Genomic DNA, 16,218 nt, shown 5'->3' on the forward strand with positions numbered 1-16,218 from the left:
TGGAGCGAGTCTTGAAGCTGAAGTTATTAGAAACGTCTACAAAGACGATTTCACGATATTCGGGGTGAATGCCAGGTTTCATTATTAAGTCCTATTAGCAGGCAGCCGTTTAAGTCCAAAGACCCAAATACTTACCCAGTTAAATGCAAATTATTAAAGCGGTAAAAGCGAAATTATGCCATGAAATCAACAACAAAGCGCACTTTTACCGTCTATGAGGGGCTAAATTAGCCACCCTTACGCATTAAATCGAAGAATTCACCGTTATTTTTGGTGGATTTGAGCTTATCAACGATAAAGTTCATCGCCTCAATATCGTCCATATCGGCCAATAATTTACGTAAAACCCAGATTTTCTGGAGGTTTTCAGCTTTAACCAGCAACTCTTCACGGCGGGTGCCAGACTTGTTGAGGTTAATCGATGGGTAAACACGACGCTCGGCCAAACGACGCTCAAGGTGTACTTCCATGTTACCTGTGCCTTTGAACTCTTCGTAGATGAGGTCATCCATGCGGCTACCAGTTTCAATCAAGGCAGTAGCGATGATGGTGAGTGAGCCACCTTCTTCCACGTTACGTGCGGCACCGAAGAAACGTTTTGGACGCTGTAATGCGTTTGCATCCACACCGCCGGAGAGTACTTTTCCAGATGAAGGGATTACGGTGTTGTAAGCACGAGCAAGGCGGGTAATCGAGTCAAGCAAGATGATGACGTCTTTTTTCATCTCAACCAAACGCTTAGCCTTTTCAATCACCATCTCGGCAACCTGTACGTGACGCACAGCTGGCTCATCAAATGTAGAGGCAACGACTTCACCGCGCACAGAGCGCTGCATTTCAGTAACCTCTTCAGGGCGCTCATCGACCAACAACACGATCAAGATCGCATCCGGATTATTCGCAGAGATCGCATGAGCGATGTGCTGCATCATTACAGTCTTACCGGACTTCGGTGAAGAAACGATCAAGCCACGCTGGCCATAGCCTATCGGGGAGATCATATCGATGATGCGGCCAGTTAAATTCTCTTCGGCTTTGATGTCACGCTCTAACTGAATGACGCGATTTGGATGCAAAGGAGTTAAGTTCTCGAACATGATGCGGTTCTTTAAGGCTTCAGGAGCCAAACCGTTGATCTTGTCTACTTTGACTAACGCAAAATAGCGCTCGCCATCTTTAGGGGTACGAACTTCGCCTTCAACGCTATCACCAGTATGCAGGTTAAAGCGGCGGATCTGTGCAGGAGAGATGTAGATATCGTCCGGAGAAGCCATGTAAGAGGCATCAGGGGAGCGCAAGAAACCAAAGCCGTCAGGCAATACTTCCAAAGTGCCGTCACCGAAAACAGATTCACCTTCTTTAGCGCGCTTTTTGAGGATGGCAAACATCAACTCTTGTTTGCGCATACGTTGGGTATTTTCAATCTCCAGGCTAGCTGCCATTTCAAGCAGGGCGGATACGTGGAGTACTTTGAGTTCAGATAATTGCATGTGGTTCTCGGGTGTAGATAAGGATGTAGATGTGTTTTGGGGTATTGCTGTCTAGATGGACATCAGACAGATTGGGAAAACAGAATTTGGGAGTATTTGCTAAAAAGAAGGGGGGAGGAAATTGCTAGAAATCGGGGCACTGAAAGTGCGTTGAAATAGATACTACACTAAAAACTGCTGAAAACCACAGGCTCACGCAGTGAACCTGTGATCTAGGACTATTTACAGATGACTATCAATAAACGCAGTCAACTGGGATTTTGCCAAAGCGCCTACTTTTTGAGCAGCAACAGTGCCGTTCTTAAAGAGGATCAATGTTGGGATGCCGCGGATATTGAACTGGGCAGGAACGCCTTGGTTCTCATCCACGTTCATCTTAGCGATTTGGATCTTGTCGCCGTATTCACCAGCCAGCTCTTCAAGGATAGGACCGATCATCTTGCAAGGACCACACCACTCAGCCCAGAAGTCGAGGAGAACAGGTTTATCGGACTTTAGAACGTCTTGCTCGAAAGAAGCGTCAGTTACATATTTGATGCCGGCACTCATGAAAATTCCTTAATTAGTCTTATTTAGTTTTATATAGTTATCGCGCTACAACGCTTATATTAGCAATAAGCCACACTTTCTGCCTAAATACTAAAAAACCAGCCCCAGAACCACCCTCAATGCCGCACCCATTTCCAATCCTGAATGATCTAAAGCAGCCACATGCTTGGGCAATAGCGCCCAATGCCAGCGCTCTGAAGTCACTCGCCGAGGGTATTTGGAGTTGTGCGGTGCAAACGAACCAGCGCCCCTTGGTGGTTCTGAGTACTGCAGGCCCATTAATGGGGGTGAGGACTGCCCTAGAAAAGCATCGACCTCAAGATCTGCCAAATCAGATTGCTTTCCTACCGCAAGTCATGAGTTTTAACGACTGGCTAGAGGCAGCACCAGGCGCATGGAAATTCCCCAAAAAGCAAACAGATCTAGAGCGTTGGTTATCTGTTTATATCAACCTGCGTAAACACAAAATATTGCAAAGCTGGTTTAAGGCCGAGAGTGAAGCGGGGGCTTGGGGTTTGGCGCAGGCAGTGATCGATGCATGCGATTCCTTGTCAGAGGCAGTTGTGCCACTGATGCAAAGCGAAATCAATGCCTTAGTACAAAACCAAACCCTCGATTCAGAGTTGTGGGTAAAACAAGTAGAAACACTGTTGGATCAAGCGATCGCTAAAGCCTATGTTGGCTTATCTCGTAAGGTCGTTGATCAAGAATCCACTGTTTTATTGGCCTTCTGGCGTTTCCTCAGTAGTCCTGGTGATCCTGTCATGCGTAAGCATTTCGCATTGGCTGCCCATCTTCAGGCTGCAAATACCAATCAAGCTGTGGCAAGACCTTTGATTTGGGTGGAGACTGCTGATCCCAAGCCGATTGATCAAGAGATGATGTCTCGGTATTTAAATGAGTATTCACAATTTGCACCTGTAGTGAATATTGGAATGGATTGGCATTTAGTGGCGCTGTGGTCTGAGGCGCTAACTGGGCAAGATGCCGAAGGGCAGCTCAAACCAGTAGATAGCGAACAGCAGATCCTGGTGGATCACAACATTCAAGCAAGCTTCCATGATGGATGGAAGTTATTGGCGGCTAGACGATTTGAAGAATTGGCTTGGGCAGCAGCCAAATCGATTGAGGCGCATTTAATTGCAGGCAAGACCAACATCGCTTTCGTTGCACAAGATCGTTTAGCTGCAAGAAGGGCGCGCGCATTGCTGTCACGCTTTGGACCAAATCTGCGTATTCGTGACGAGACCGGTTGGAAGCTTTCAACTACCCGCGCCGCAGCATCGCTCAATAGTTGGTTGGAGTTAATTCGCTCGCCTAAAGAGGGACCGAGTGCAAGTGCCTTGCTGGAGTTTTTACAAAATCCCTTTTTTGATATTGCCCATACCTTACAAAAGCCATCGGAGGCTTGTGTCAGCCTCATTGCTCAGCTTGAAGATATTCTGATTGCAAGCCAAGCAAAGTCAGGTTGGGAAACCTTTCGAATTGCGATTGAACGAGCCAATGCCTATTCATCATCGCGTGGCAGTGTGCCCCATGAATCACTCTTGGAGTTGCTCACTTTATTGCAACGACATCATGCGCAGTGGTTGGAGCTCAAACTCGATTGTGAAAATGCTTATGTACTCCTGCAAGCTAATCTGCAAGAGATGGGCATGGCGCAGCAACTTGAAAAAGACTCCGCTGGTAAGCAATTACTTGAAGTGCTCAAGACTTTTGATTTAGGTGCGGGTGTCTATCGGCAGGTCGCTATGCGTTTGCCAGAGTGGCTGAGCTTACTCAAGACGGTAATTGAGGAGGCCTCCTATCAAGAGGTGGGTCAGCAAGCGCAAGCAACTTTAAGTATCTTGCCGCTAAGCTCAACACGTTTGCGAGAGTTTGATGCCGTTGTCTTGGTGGGTTGCGATGAGCAACAGTTGCCAGCGTTTTCTGAGCCACCATTATTTTTCTCGGATACGCTCAATCGCTTATTAAAAGCCTCAACCGTTACAGCGCAATATATTCAGCAGGCTAGAGATCTCTCGCAATTACTGATTTCTTGTCCGCAAGTCGATTTGCTTTGGCAGAGTAAAAGCAAAAGCGGCGAACCTCTCAGGCCATCAGCCTGGATTAGTCGCTTACGCACGCAATTGCCAGATTGGCCAATATTGGAGGCGAAGCCCGATACGCATTCAAACCAATCTGACCCATTGCAAGAAGCGGTCACAACCGTTAACCCTGAGATTGCATTGCCGATTAGTATGTCTCCTAGTGCTTACAAAGCATTAAGAGATTGTCCTTATCGTTACTACGTCCGAAGTATCTTGGGTTTACGTAAGGCAAAAGAATTCGAAGAAGGCTTTGATGCTTCATTGGCAGGGCAGGTTTTGCACGCCTTGTCAAAGAACTTCTTCCAAGCATTAAAAACAGAAGAGCAAAAAACCCATTCAAGGATTCATGAAGGTGAGGATGCTCGTCGTGAGTGGATGCAAGAGCATCTCATCAAGCATTCAGAAAAAGAGTTTGAGCGCTTGATTAAGGGTGATGCCAGAGTCACCGGTACTTTGCGTGATTGGCAAAAGCAGATTCCTAGCTTTGTAGATTGGCAACTCAAGCGCGAGGCTGAAGGTTGGCAGTATCACGATGCAGAGTTGCCAGTTGGATTTATGGTGATGCTGACTGATCCCGATGGCGTGCAAAGAGAAATTGAGATTGCGGGACGGGCTGACCGCTTTGACGTGAACGTCAGTAATTCCACTGCCGCAGCAGTCATTGATTACAAGAACCAAGGTATCGCCAAAATCAAGAAGCGGGCAGATCATCTCTTGGATGATCCTCAATTGCTAATCTACGCCCGCGCCGTCAATGAGAATGCCGTTGCAGCACATCTTCCTGGCCGCACCATCGAGCAAGCTGAATGGGTGTCATTAAAAGCAGATCTTAAGAAAGCCGATGACAAGATTGTGAGGGCTCATCCAGTTGAACAAATGCCAGAGATGATGGGGCAATTTTCAGAACAACTCAATGAGGATTTAGAAGTCTTATGGGCACGCAAACCTATGAAAGCGTTTGCACCGGATAGCGTTTGCCAGTATTGCGAAGCCAGGGGCATTTGCAGAAAGGGGATGTGGTGAGCGATAAGTTTGATTACGCCGTAGCCTGCAACCCGCATAACTCAGTGATTGTTTCCGCTTGTGCGGGCAGCGGCAAGACTTGGCTCTTGGTCGCACGCCTGGTGCGCCTATTGCTCGCTGGCGCTAAACCTCAAGAGATCTTGGCGCTGACCTTTACCCGTAAAGCCGCCCAAGAAATGCGCGACCGCCTATACGGCTTGCTGGAACAGTTTTCTCAAATGACTGATGAGCAACTCATTCATGAGCTCACAATGAGAGGATTGAACGATGCGGAAGCGAAGAAGTTGCTACCGCAAGCAAGGGCGCTGTATCTGAAGGTATTAATGAGCCCCCAATCGATTGTGATTGATACCTTCCATGGGTGGTTCGGTAGACTTCTCGGAGCGGCGCCAATCTCCGCAGAAGTCCAGCCTGGATTTAATCTCCGTGAAGATGCCAAGCGCCTACAAGAAGAGTGCATGCAAGATTGGTGGGGCGATTTACCTGCTGATCTGAAAAAACACTATGACGTTTTACTCAAAGAGTTTGGCGCTTTTGAGACTGACAAGTTCTTGATGGGTAATTACAGCCTCTTTAAGCAAAGAGGTGCTTGGACATTCTTCTTGGCTTCTTGTAAAGCTAAGGGCATTAGTCCAGTCGACGCTTTAGCACAATGCTTACCCAATTTATCGTTGCCAAACCCGCTAGAAGAATTTTGGCGACGCCCTGGCACTAAAGAAGATTTACAAGTGATGCTTGAGTGCTTTAGTAATGGCACCCCTGGTCAAAAGAAAAGTGCGCCATTTATTCAGAGAGTCATTGCACTTCATGCGGCAGGTGGCTCCGTGATGGAGATTGCGGATCAATGGCAAAGCTACTTCTTAACCAAGACTCTGACACCACTAAAAGATATTGCGACGATGTCGGTACCTATGCGGGATTATCTGGCTGCGACTGGTGGCGACCCGTTGCAGATCACCTCCATTCGTAATGCTTGGGTTGATGCATATGAGGCATGGTTCTCCTGGAAAAATGATCAAGATGCTTATGCGGTCAATGCCGCTTGGTTTGCGATGAGCGAAGCAATGCTAGGTCATATGCAAAAAGCTAAAGAGTCGATGCGTGTACGTGACTTTGATGACCTAGAAATTGGCGTGAGCCAGTTGATGGCCGATCCGGCTAATGCCGCTTACCTGCAAGCAAGACTAGATGCGAAGTACAGTCACATTCTGATTGATGAGTTTCAGGACACCAATCCACTGCAATGGCAGATTTTGCGTTCTTGGCTGGAGGGTTATGGACAAGACGGCTCTCGTCCAAGCGTCTTTATTGTCGGAGATCCCAAGCAGTCGATCTATCGCTTCCGCCGCGCTGACCCAAGATTGTTCACTAGTGCAACTACTTTCCTGGAGTCGACTCTGCAGGCGAAGTATTTGGAAAAGAACACCACCCGCAGAAATGCGCATGCAATTAATGATGCGGTGAACGATATCTTTTTAACGGATGCAGTTCCACCGAGCTATGTATTTGCCAAGCAAGATACTGACTGGAAAGCACCATTAGAGGGTATTGCTGAGAAGGAGTTTGCCGCCAAGGGCGAGGCGATGTTATTGCCACTCATTGAGCGTACAGAGCAGGATCAAGCTGAGCGCACTGGTAGCGCTCTAGATAATCCTATTGAGGATTCAGGGTTGACTGTCGGAGTGCAACAGCGCTATTGGGAGGGTCAACAAGTAAGCCGCTTGATTCATCATGTTCTGACAACGCGCCAAGTAATTGATAAAAAAGATGGCAAAGAGTGCTGGCGCCCAGCAAGAGCTAGTGACTTTATATTGCTCGTCAAGCGCCGCGCCTACTTGCCGCAATTTGAGCGAGCACTGCGCGAAGCAGGCTTGGCTTACGATAGTTCTCGCTTAGGCGGCCTCCTGAATACTTTAGAGATCGACGACTTAATTGCCTTGCTCACTGTCTTGGTATCCCCAAGGCACGACTTGCCACTAGCGCAAGTGTTGCGCAGTCCCATCTTTAGCTTTACCGAGCAGCAAATGCAGGAGCTCAGCAGCCATGTGGGCGACAGTTACAGTCAAAGCGAAAGCCAAACTCAAACCAAATCATCTTGGTGGGATGCCTTACAGAGTAGCTTCGATGCCCCTATACAAAAGGCAGCACGCTATTTAGAGCGTTGGAGAGGTCTAGGTGAAGTATTGCCCGTACACGACTTGCTTGATCTCATTTATCAAGAGAGTAATTTACGAGTCAGTTATGCAGTGGCCTCCCAAAATTTAGCACGTGCGCAGGTGTTGGCTAATTTAGATGCCTTCTTGGAGCTTGCCTTAAATCAAGATGGTGGTCGCTATCCGAGCTTGAGTCGCTTTATCGAAGAGATTAATGCGATGCGTCGGGGTGATGATGACGAGACCCCGGATGAGGGCGATGTAGAGGCTGAGGCTGACGACGACATTGGTGAGGTGGATCTCGATAGCGAGATGTCGGAGGAAGACCAACATAAGTGCGTGCGCTTAATGACTATTCATGGGGCTAAAGGTTTAGAGGCGCCATTTGTGATCATGCTCGATGCCAACCATACAGAGTGGAAAGCACCCAATCGTGGCGTACTACTTGATTGGTCTCCAGATGAGACGAGTCCAAGCCATCTGTCTCTGTATACCGCAAAGTCTTTGACAGAGAAGCGTGCAGCAATCTACGCAAAAGAGAATGAAGTTAGTGAGAATGAAAATTGGAACGTCCTGTACGTAGCGATGACTCGCGCACAGCAAGGCTTATGGATTAGTGGCGTCCAATCTCATATCAAGGACGGCATTAGTCAAAAATCTTGGTATGGCAGAGCGCTTGCGGCAGGGATGGAGACCTTGGACGCTACCCAGTTAGGAGAACTGCCACCTCAAGAACAGGAGAAGGTGAATTCCAATGGTAGTGAGCCATTTCAGATAAATCATTTCCAATTGTCATGGGATGCGGCCAAACAATCTCATCAAGAAACAATTGCCGATATTGAAAGTGGCGCACTAGCGATTGCTGCAAAAGCAAAAGAGCAGGCGCAAGCGGTAGAGCAACCCGATCCAGAGATTTTGGAAGAAGGAACGCATTTCCATAAATTGCTAGAGTTCTTAACTGTGCACTCAGGTACGCAGGTAAAGACAGAAATGCCAAGCGAGCAAGAATTGATGGATTGGCTCAACATCGATCAAGAGCAGGCCAAAAAACTGACTGAGCGCGTTCAGGTTGTGATGAATACACAAGCGCTCCAAAAGTACCTCACTGAAAACCAGTGGGTTCAAGCTTGGAATGAAATCGATATTGCTGATGAGCAAGGCAGAAGCTACCGCATGGATCGCCTAGTAGAGTTTGAGGACCATCTAGCCATTCTTGATTACAAGCTCACCATTCCTGAAGAGGGTGATGAGAGGTATGAGAAGTATCGCAAGCAATTGAAGGGTTACCAGGCTGAGTTGGGACGCATTCGCAAAGATAAACCAAATAAAGCCTTTTTGATCTCCTCAAAGGGCGATCTCAAGGAAGTAATCTAGCCCCAGGGCCCCTTGAAATCCATCCTAAAGACCCTATATAGGTAGGGAATAGTAATAATCCCCAAACTAGGGATAATGAAGTTCACACGAAATATCCTACAAGGAGTCCTGATGACAATTCGTAAAGTAATTAATTTATTTGTTGGCGTATTCGCAGCAGCGGTACTGTTAACTAGCAACGCAGCATTTGCCGAGGCAACTTTGCCCGAGGTGTATCAAGCGGTGCAATCTGGGCAGATGGCTAAAGCCGATGCCATGATGAAAGAGGTTCTACAAAACCATCCTAATAGCGCTAAAGCGCACTACGTAGCTTCTGAGCTTTACCTGAAAGAGGGTAAGTTAGAAGCAGCGCGTAATCATTTCATCAAAGCGCAAAACTTAGCACCCGGTTTGCCGTTTGCTCAACCTGAGTCTGTACAAAAACTCCAGATGCAATTAGCTAGCACTCAAGTTACACCTGCTGCTAGTCAGACATCCATTTTTAGCAATCCGCTCTTCTGGGGTTTGATTGCCATCCTGATCATTGGCGTCATGATTGTGATGAAGCGTCGTAAGGCTGAAGCGGTGCAGGTCTATAACGCTCCAAGCGCCGGTTATCCTGGAACTCCAGGTGGCCCAGCTGGTTACCCAGGTGGTCCCGGTGGCCCTGGCAATCCTGGATATCCTGGAGCGCCAGCTGGTGGCATGGGCAGTGGCTTGATGGGTAGTTTAGCTACTGGTGCTGCATTAGGTGCCGGTATGTATGCTGGTCAAGCATTAGCAAGCAATCTCATGGGTGGGCGCGATGGTGGCCATTCAAACGCTGACCACAATGCGAACTCCAACATGAACCAAGTAGGTGGTCCAGCATCGTTAGATCCTAACTTTGGTGTACGTGATGCCAGCTCCTGGGATGATGGTGGCGCAAGTTCTTGGGATGACAGTGGTGGTGGCGACTTCATGAGTGACGTTTAAGGGTCATGAACCGTTTGGCGGAGATCATCGAAGTAGGGCATGTCTGGTTTTATCGGGCAAGCATCTATACCTCGAATGCTTTCCTGGATGATCCAGCCATTTTGGCATTTGCCTTTTGCTAGCAATCCGCCAGCTAACCCAGTTGTATTAACCACCTTCGGGTGGTTTTTTATTGCTCAATATTTAGGCAAATAGCTCAAAAGCAACAAAAAGAGCGTCATTTTTAAGGTTTTTTCATATACTGTATAAACATACAGTATATTAATACCTATGACGACTCAGATGACCCCCTCAAAAGCGACCTTAAGCCAGGCCCCACAAGCCTTAGCTGCTCATGGCGCCTATGAGTTTAAGCTTCTGAGTCACCGTATTTCTGCGGGATTTCCGAGTCCAGCAGCCGATTACGCTGAGGAAGGGTTGGATCTCAACAGCTACCTCGTTCAAAACAAGCCAGCCACCTTCATGTTCACCGTAAAGGGTGATTCGATGATGGGTGCGGGTATTTGTGACGGCGACAAGGTGGTGGTCGATAAAGCCCTCAAACCAAAACATAAAGACATCGTTGTTGCTGTAGTGGATGACGAGTACACCATCAAGCGCCTCTATCAGTTGCGTGGCAAAACCGAGCTCCAGCCAGAGAACCCAAACTACCAGCCCATTACTTTTAATGAGAACAGCCAGCTCCAAATCTGGGGTGTGGTGGTTGGAGTAGTGCGCAGATATAGCCACGCCAGTAGCAGAAACGGTAAATCGATATGAGTACCATTAATCAGGCCGGCCAAACCAATCAACTTTTCGCACTCGTGGATGTGAACAACTTCTACGTCTCTTGCGAGCGTGTGTTTGCACCCAAGCTAGAGGGTGTACCCATGGTAGTACTCTCTAATAACGATGGTTGCGCAGTAGCGCGTAGTGCTGAAGTCAAAGCGCTGGGCGTGAAGATGGGTACACCCTGGTTTCAGATGAAAGATCTGGCTAAGCAGCATGGCATCCAAGCTTATTCATCAAACTACACCTTGTATGGTGATATGAGCGGTAGGGTAGTCGAAGTCTTAAGAAAGTTCACGCCCAATCTCGAGGTCTACAGTATTGATGAGAGCTTTCTGCAAATCGAGACGGTGCTCAAGCAATATGCTGACCCAACTAGCTTAGGTCAAATTATTAAGCAAGACGTTAAAGACACAACAGGCTTGCCTGTATGTGTTGGCATTGGTGCCAGCAAGACGCTCGCTAAGTTAGCTAATCACTTAGCTAAAAAGCACCCCCAGTTTGCTGGCGTGTGTGATATCAGCTCCATGTCCAAAGAAGCGCTTTATCAATGGATGGCGGAGACAGCAGTAGGTGAGGTGTGGGGTATTGGTGGTAAGACTGCCAAGAAACTCAAAGAGCTTAAGATCAATAGCGTCTTTGATCTAGTGCAAGTATCACCACAAGCGATGCGCCAACAATTTGGTGTGGTGATTGAGCGTATTTGCTACGAGTTGCGTGGCGTATCTTGTCTGCAGCTCGAAGAAGTGGCTCCAGCTAAACAACAGATTATTTCTTCAAGAAGTTTTGGTAAGCCAGTGACCTCCATGGAAGAGTTGGCTGAATCTGTCGCCACCCATGCTGCAAGAGGTGCCGAGAAACTCAGAAGCCAAAAGTCAGTCACGGGCGCGCTCACTATTTTTGTGCAAACCAACCCACATAAGCCGTTTGAGCCACAACATCACCAAAGCATCACAGTGGTTCTGAGTGATCCTAGTGATAACACCTTAACGCTCACTAGCGCCGCATTAAAAGGTTTAAAGCAAATCTACAAGACAGGCTTTAAGTACAAAAAAGCAGGCGTCATTCTCAATCTCTTGGCTGATAAACCCACCATGCAGCAATCACTATTTGATGACATGGAAGTCAAAGGCAAGTCTGCTGGACTCATGAAGGCCATGGACTCGATCAATACCCGTTTTGGTAATGCCGCTATCAAAACCGCCGCATCTGGAACTAAGCAAGACTGGCAAATGCGATCAGGCAATAGATCGCCGAACTACACCACGCAGTGGGATGAGCTGCCAGTAGTGCGCTAAAGAGCTATTAAAGAACAAGCAAAAAAAGATGAAAAAGATGAATAAAAAACAACAAATAACACAGCTAATTTTACTAGCTCATTTCGTGAGCCAGTAAGCCAATATTCTGAACACATAGCAACAAAACAGAAGTAGAAAACAAGCAAAACCTAATTAACGTAGATACACACCAGGAGAAATCAAATGGAACTATTAAATAACTTCAACGGCATCTCACTCGCAATCATCATGATCTTGTCTTACTGCGCAGTACTGAAAAGCACCAAGCGTAACGAGCGTAGCAATACACAAGTATTTAGCCGCAAGTATCAGTAAGAAAAGAGCGGTAGAAGCAGAAGTAAAACGGAATTAAATAAAAAACAGAACAAGCAGCAGCTGCCTGGAAGGGGAATAAGGAAATCACGGATTCCTTATTCCCTAGCAAAGGCAAAAGTCATCAGAATTACCCTACACAAGATAGGTGTAATGAGATTATAAAAATGTCATAAATGTGGATAAAATCCAGACATGATCGATGACAAGCAAACCTACATAGATAAAAAACTACGCCCACTACCACGCTGGATATTTATGTCCCGCTGGTTGCAGGCGCCGCTCTATATCGGCCTCATTGTTGCGCAAGGCGTATACGTTTGGCAGTTCTGGTTAGAGCTGGTTCATCTCATTAGCATGATGGCAGATAAGTCGATGACTGAAACTGCCTTAATGCTGGTAGTGCTTGGCTTGATCGACGTAGTGATGATCTCTAATCTATTGGTCATGGTCATTGTTGGTGGATGGGAAACCTTTGTTTCTCGTTTGGAATTAGAAAACCATCCAGATCAACCAGAATGGCTATCCCATGTGAATGCCGGTGTACTCAAGGTAAAGCTAGCAACCGCCATCATTGGTATCTCATCAATCCATTTGCTGAAGACTTTCATTAATGCAGCTTCCTATGATGAAAAAACCTTAATGTGGCAAACCTTAATCCACATTACCTTTGTGTTGTCAGCTGTAGCGATTGCCTATACAGAAAAGCTAGTGACTTCATCACATAAGCAGCACTAAGGCCACCAGAACATATAAAACTTAAGCCTGCAAGGCCTTACGAAGGTATTCGGAAACATTCTCCTGGCGGAGCATCCATTGCTTGTAGTCAGATGGCACCTGACTAATCAGTTCACCTTTGTGCTTGCCAAAAGGCATGATCGTCGGAATGCGGGCTTTCTCAGACATTTCCCATAAAGCATCTAAAGAAGCGGGGTGCAGGCGATCAATGATCTGCCCCAGAATCTTGGAGCAGATCCATACATCTGCCAATGCACTATGGGCATCACGCAATTGCTCTCTAGCAGTTGCTCGTTCAAAGTAATAGAGCAGAGCGCTTTGGGTATGGCTATCCAAGTCAGGCCAAAGGCTACGAGCGAGAGCAAGAGTGCAAATACGCTTGACCTCGGGCTTACCAATAGCCTCCCAGTCAAAATCTACGCTATGACCGATGATGTACTTAGTACCAGCGGGTAATCTAAATGAAGTGCTAGCGGGGCAGTTAACCAATTCCTCATCCATGATGTGGTGAGTTGCTAAAGCACCCAAGCTAATTGGTTTACCAGGGTTATAACGCTGCACCCAAGGATTGCCCACTGCAAGAGGATTGATCGAGGTGACGTCTAAAGAGGCGGCCTCAATAATGACGGCATCGTTTTTATCGGTTGCTTCTACATCGAAAATAATGGCTTGGGGCATGAGGGCTTCTTTAGGTAACGTTTGGTTAGATAGCTATTGTGCCTTGATGAGTGCCTCAACATCCTTAATTAAAGATGCCGTTAGGTCACGTAGCTCGTCAATGGTTGACTCTTCAATCTCCAGATAGCCTTCATACTCAGCCAAATTGCGTTTTTGATGAACTGCATCAAAAACTCGCCATTTATTAGTGGGCCAGCCTAGCGTGTCACCGAGACATTGGAATACCATGAACCGATTTTCACTTCTATACCCATGCCAGCGTAGGGCAGCAAGTGCCGCACCATGAGCGGCATTGTAGGCAGACGTAAATCGACCCTCTATAGACACCTCTGCGATCCCGGAGTCTAGTAAACGTCTATGGGAAATCTCAAGCATCCTAAGTACTTCAATTTCTTCGGAAGGCTCAGATTTAAGTTGACCAATTTTGACTAAATTATCTAAATTTTGATTAGTCAATTAAGGCACCATACACTGAGATGGTAGGTAGTCCCAACACTTTATTCACAAATGAATTTCGCTCTGCGCGACGATTCTCAAACTCTTTTGGTGTGTAGCAGGTGGGATTAATTTTTCGTCCTAACTTATGTTCAACTGGGGTGAGTAGATCCAGTATTTTACTAAGACGCAAATTCTTTCCGACTAAAAGAAGGTCAATATCACTACTTGCTGTATCGGTATTTTTAGCAATTGAACCGTAGATTAATGCGTGTTGTAAGTCTTGATGCAATGGTAATAAAGCAACATTGATTTCGTGATCAATGCCCAATGTCTTTTTTACAAGGCTATGAAGCTCTTTATAGATAGGTGAGCTTTGATTGGCCTTAAAAATTCTTAAGTTTCCAAGCTTTGTTGAGCTGATAATCCCGCTTTCTGAAAGTCGGTTTAGCTCTCTCTGCAGTGATGCGCTACTCAACTTAGTCAGGCGCAATAATTCACTCAAATGAAATTCTCGTTCTGGATGGCCAAAGACCCAGCCTAAAACTAGGCTTTGGCTGGGTGAAAAAAGAGCGCTTGATAAAGACATTGCTAAATAATAGCATGATTGTGCTAAAAAATAGCAAGATCAAATAAAAATAGGCAACAGACACACATCATATTTATTGGGACAGGTGGACAAGCCCGACCCCTAGGTTAATTTCCGCTCCACAAGATTAATTAGATTAGCAGCACATAGCTCAATATTTGAGCCTCTCAGTCTTGATAATTTGCTTATAAAGATTAATCAATTCATTTGGAGGTCTTATGCGTAATTACACATACCTAGGTGGAGCTCGGTTTACGGTCAATAACTTGTTTCGTAGTCTGCGCTTTGATATCGATAGGCTCGATATGAGTTGGGTAGATGGAGAAAAGCCAGAATTTAGTAGAGGCTTACGGGTGGTGGATAACGATGAGGTAAATACCGTCACGGTTGATGGCGAAGATGGCGATAACTTAATTTATAGCCTTACCTATATCTTTAGCAAAGAGGATGGTGCCGATAACTTTAGAGCCGCTACCGACGAATACCTCAAGGTTGCTCTAGAGACCAAGGAATTCTTGGTCACCAACCAAAAAAAAGATCCGCAGGGCAAGCCTGAAGTAGCGGAGTCTGTCCTTGTGAAACAGGATAGCCATCCCGAATCGTCACGCCAAATTCATTCGAGTCAATTATTCGCTCGGCTGGCAGAGTGCAGAAGGGGCATGGCTTACTCATGAAATAGATCTATTGATATTGGTATTTATGTTATTTCATACTATTACATAACAAGACTGGCTCATATTCTGACCTTTAACCCATCCATTTCCTACACCCAAATCATCTCCCATCCCTGTTATTTCATCTTCAAAGCCTCTACGCTAAATCTTTCTGATTACCGAGGGATTTAGCATGCACCAAGCTATTGAATGTATACATAAGCAGCAACGATTGTTTCGATTGGTGATGGATTCCCGTGTAGTGCTTGTACTGCTGATCATTTGGATGATTTGGGGCATCCTAAGAGTGCTCCGCATTCTTTAATTGTTTGTAGCTACAAATAATTACTTGAATGATGAATAAATTGTTACTACAATTAAATGAGTTGATAGAGTTTGATTCGCAAAAGCGCTTTCAAACTCTTTTAGAACGTGGTCTAGATTTTGCTCGTGCTGGAGAGATTTTCAGTGGAACCATTCACACATCTCCAGACTTGCGTCAAAGCTATGGTGAATCTCGATTTATTACTTTGGGATTTCTAGATGGTCGATTGACAGTGGTGGTGTGGACCCCACGAGGATCCAGGAAGAGAATCATATCGATGAGGAATGCAAATGAACGTGAAAACAAAGAATATAGCCAGGGAATGGATCGACCCTGATGATGCCCCTGAAGTAACGGCCGAGGATTTAAAGCGCGGTGTTTGGTCCATAGACGGAGAGGTCGTTTCCGAAAGAGAGGGTCGAGAGGCTTTTGCCAAGAAGCTTCGTGGCAGACCCGTCGGAAGTGTCAGCAAGCATCCAAAGAAGTTAACAACCATTCGTTTGTCAGCGGAAGTCATTGAGCAATTTAAAGCTGCTGGATCAGGGTGGCAGACAAAAATTGATCTGGCCCTAAAGGATTGGTTATTAACCCATCAACCTTAAATTGCGAGTACTTCTCGTAAAAATCTGTGATGTTGCCAATAAGGTAATAAATGTTGCCATTTGAGCAACTTGCTTAAGAAAAATCTAAAGGGAAGGTGGACGAGCCCGACCCCCGGCACTGACAGAATTGGGTTTGGCTGCTTCGTTCCCGACCTGACCAGGTTATCCAAACCGCCATGCGGGGAGG

At 46.3% G+C, this 16,218-nt stretch carries 16 protein-coding genes and 1 other RNA gene; 10 read left to right on the plus strand and 7 right to left on the minus strand.

Features of this window, described 5'->3' with window-relative positions; translation table 11 throughout:
• The 3 genes from B7Y67_RS04985 to trxA all read right to left on the minus strand — a co-directional run.
• On the minus strand, nucleotides 1–82 hold an 82-nt coding region (locus tag B7Y67_RS04985), incomplete at its 3' end, for a 50S ribosomal protein L31 (protein WP_293597670.1).
• A gap of 145 nt (nucleotides 83–227) precedes the next feature.
• Nucleotides 228–1,490 (minus strand): transcription termination factor Rho, encoded by a 1,263-nt coding sequence (gene rho, locus B7Y67_RS04990; protein ID WP_046330324.1) that lies wholly within the window; start codon nucleotides 1,488–1,490, stop codon nucleotides 228–230.
• A 222-nt stretch (nucleotides 1,491–1,712) separates the two neighbouring features.
• Nucleotides 1,713–2,039: a thioredoxin TrxA gene (gene trxA / locus B7Y67_RS04995; protein WP_062309025.1), complete on the minus strand. Its 327-nt coding sequence runs from the start codon at nucleotides 2,037–2,039 to the stop codon at nucleotides 1,713–1,715.
• Between the two features lie 119 nt (nucleotides 2,040–2,158).
• On the opposite strand from trxA, the gene B7Y67_RS05000 reads away from it, so the two are divergent.
• From B7Y67_RS05000 to B7Y67_RS05030, 7 genes are all read left to right on the plus strand, one after another.
• On the plus strand, nucleotides 2,159–5,152 hold the full coding sequence (locus tag B7Y67_RS05000; protein ID WP_293597657.1) for a PD-(D/E)XK nuclease family protein: 2,994 nt from the start codon (nucleotides 2,159–2,161) through the stop codon (nucleotides 5,150–5,152).
• Nucleotides 5,149–8,679, plus strand: a complete 3,531-nt coding sequence (locus B7Y67_RS05005) for an exodeoxyribonuclease V subunit beta (protein ID WP_293597658.1) — start codon at nucleotides 5,149–5,151, stop codon at nucleotides 8,677–8,679. Before B7Y67_RS05000 ends, B7Y67_RS05005 begins: the two co-directional genes overlap by 4 nt.
• A 111-nt stretch (nucleotides 8,680–8,790) precedes the next feature.
• Nucleotides 8,791–9,633, plus strand: coding sequence for a tetratricopeptide repeat protein (locus tag B7Y67_RS05010; RefSeq protein WP_293597659.1), 843 nt, complete (start codon nucleotides 8,791–8,793; stop codon nucleotides 9,631–9,633).
• A gap of 282 nt (nucleotides 9,634–9,915) precedes the next feature.
• Complete coding sequence (locus B7Y67_RS05015) at nucleotides 9,916–10,392, plus strand: LexA family transcriptional regulator (RefSeq protein WP_293597660.1); 477 nt, start codon at nucleotides 9,916–9,918, stop codon at nucleotides 10,390–10,392.
• On the plus strand, nucleotides 10,389–11,699 hold the full coding sequence (locus B7Y67_RS05020) for a Y-family DNA polymerase (protein ID WP_293597661.1): 1,311 nt from the start codon (nucleotides 10,389–10,391) through the stop codon (nucleotides 11,697–11,699). The genes B7Y67_RS05015 and B7Y67_RS05020 overlap by 4 nt, the downstream gene beginning before the upstream one ends.
• A gap of 183 nt (nucleotides 11,700–11,882) precedes the next feature.
• Nucleotides 11,883–12,014 (plus strand): hypothetical protein, encoded by a 132-nt coding sequence (locus B7Y67_RS05025; RefSeq protein ID WP_293597662.1) that lies wholly within the window; start codon nucleotides 11,883–11,885, stop codon nucleotides 12,012–12,014.
• A gap of 192 nt (nucleotides 12,015–12,206) precedes the next feature.
• Entirely contained in the window at nucleotides 12,207–12,749 is a 543-nt protein-coding gene (locus B7Y67_RS05030; protein WP_293597663.1) for a TIGR00645 family protein, read from the plus strand.
• Between the two features lie 21 nt (nucleotides 12,750–12,770).
• On the opposite strand, the gene B7Y67_RS05035 is transcribed toward B7Y67_RS05030, so the two are convergent.
• From B7Y67_RS05035 to B7Y67_RS05045, 3 genes are read right to left on the minus strand one after another with little or no spacing between them, the layout of a single operon-like run.
• Complete coding sequence (locus B7Y67_RS05035) at nucleotides 12,771–13,427, minus strand: DUF3820 family protein (protein ID WP_293597664.1); 657 nt, start codon at nucleotides 13,425–13,427, stop codon at nucleotides 12,771–12,773.
• 33 nt (nucleotides 13,428–13,460) lie between these two features.
• Complete coding sequence (locus B7Y67_RS05040) at nucleotides 13,461–13,883, minus strand: hypothetical protein (protein WP_293597665.1); 423 nt, start codon at nucleotides 13,881–13,883, stop codon at nucleotides 13,461–13,463.
• Nucleotides 13,876–14,367: a nucleotidyltransferase domain-containing protein gene (locus B7Y67_RS05045; RefSeq protein WP_293597666.1), complete on the minus strand. Its 492-nt coding sequence runs from the start codon at nucleotides 14,365–14,367 to the stop codon at nucleotides 13,876–13,878. Before B7Y67_RS05045 ends, B7Y67_RS05040 begins: the two co-directional genes overlap by 8 nt.
• A gap of 302 nt (nucleotides 14,368–14,669) precedes the next feature.
• On the opposite strand from B7Y67_RS05045, the gene B7Y67_RS05050 reads away from it, so the two are divergent.
• The 3 genes from B7Y67_RS05050 to B7Y67_RS05060 all read left to right on the plus strand — a co-directional run bounded on the left by B7Y67_RS05050 (nucleotide 14,670) and on the right by B7Y67_RS05060 (nucleotide 16,031).
• Nucleotides 14,670–15,125, plus strand: coding sequence for a hypothetical protein (locus B7Y67_RS05050; protein ID WP_293597667.1), 456 nt, complete (start codon nucleotides 14,670–14,672; stop codon nucleotides 15,123–15,125).
• 335 nt (nucleotides 15,126–15,460) lie between these two features.
• On the plus strand, nucleotides 15,461–15,766 hold the full coding sequence (locus B7Y67_RS05055; protein WP_293597668.1) for a BrnT family toxin: 306 nt from the start codon (nucleotides 15,461–15,463) through the stop codon (nucleotides 15,764–15,766).
• Entirely contained in the window at nucleotides 15,720–16,031 is a 312-nt protein-coding gene (locus tag B7Y67_RS05060; RefSeq protein WP_293597669.1) for a BrnA antitoxin family protein, read from the plus strand. Before B7Y67_RS05055 ends, B7Y67_RS05060 begins: the two co-directional genes overlap by 47 nt.
• A 95-nt stretch (nucleotides 16,032–16,126) precedes the next feature.
• Here B7Y67_RS05060 and ffs read toward each other — a convergent pair.
• Nucleotides 16,127–16,218: signal recognition particle sRNA small type (gene ffs / locus B7Y67_RS05065), an RNA gene on the minus strand; the annotation flags it as partial.

Source organism: Polynucleobacter sp. 35-46-11, assembly GCF_002281105.1.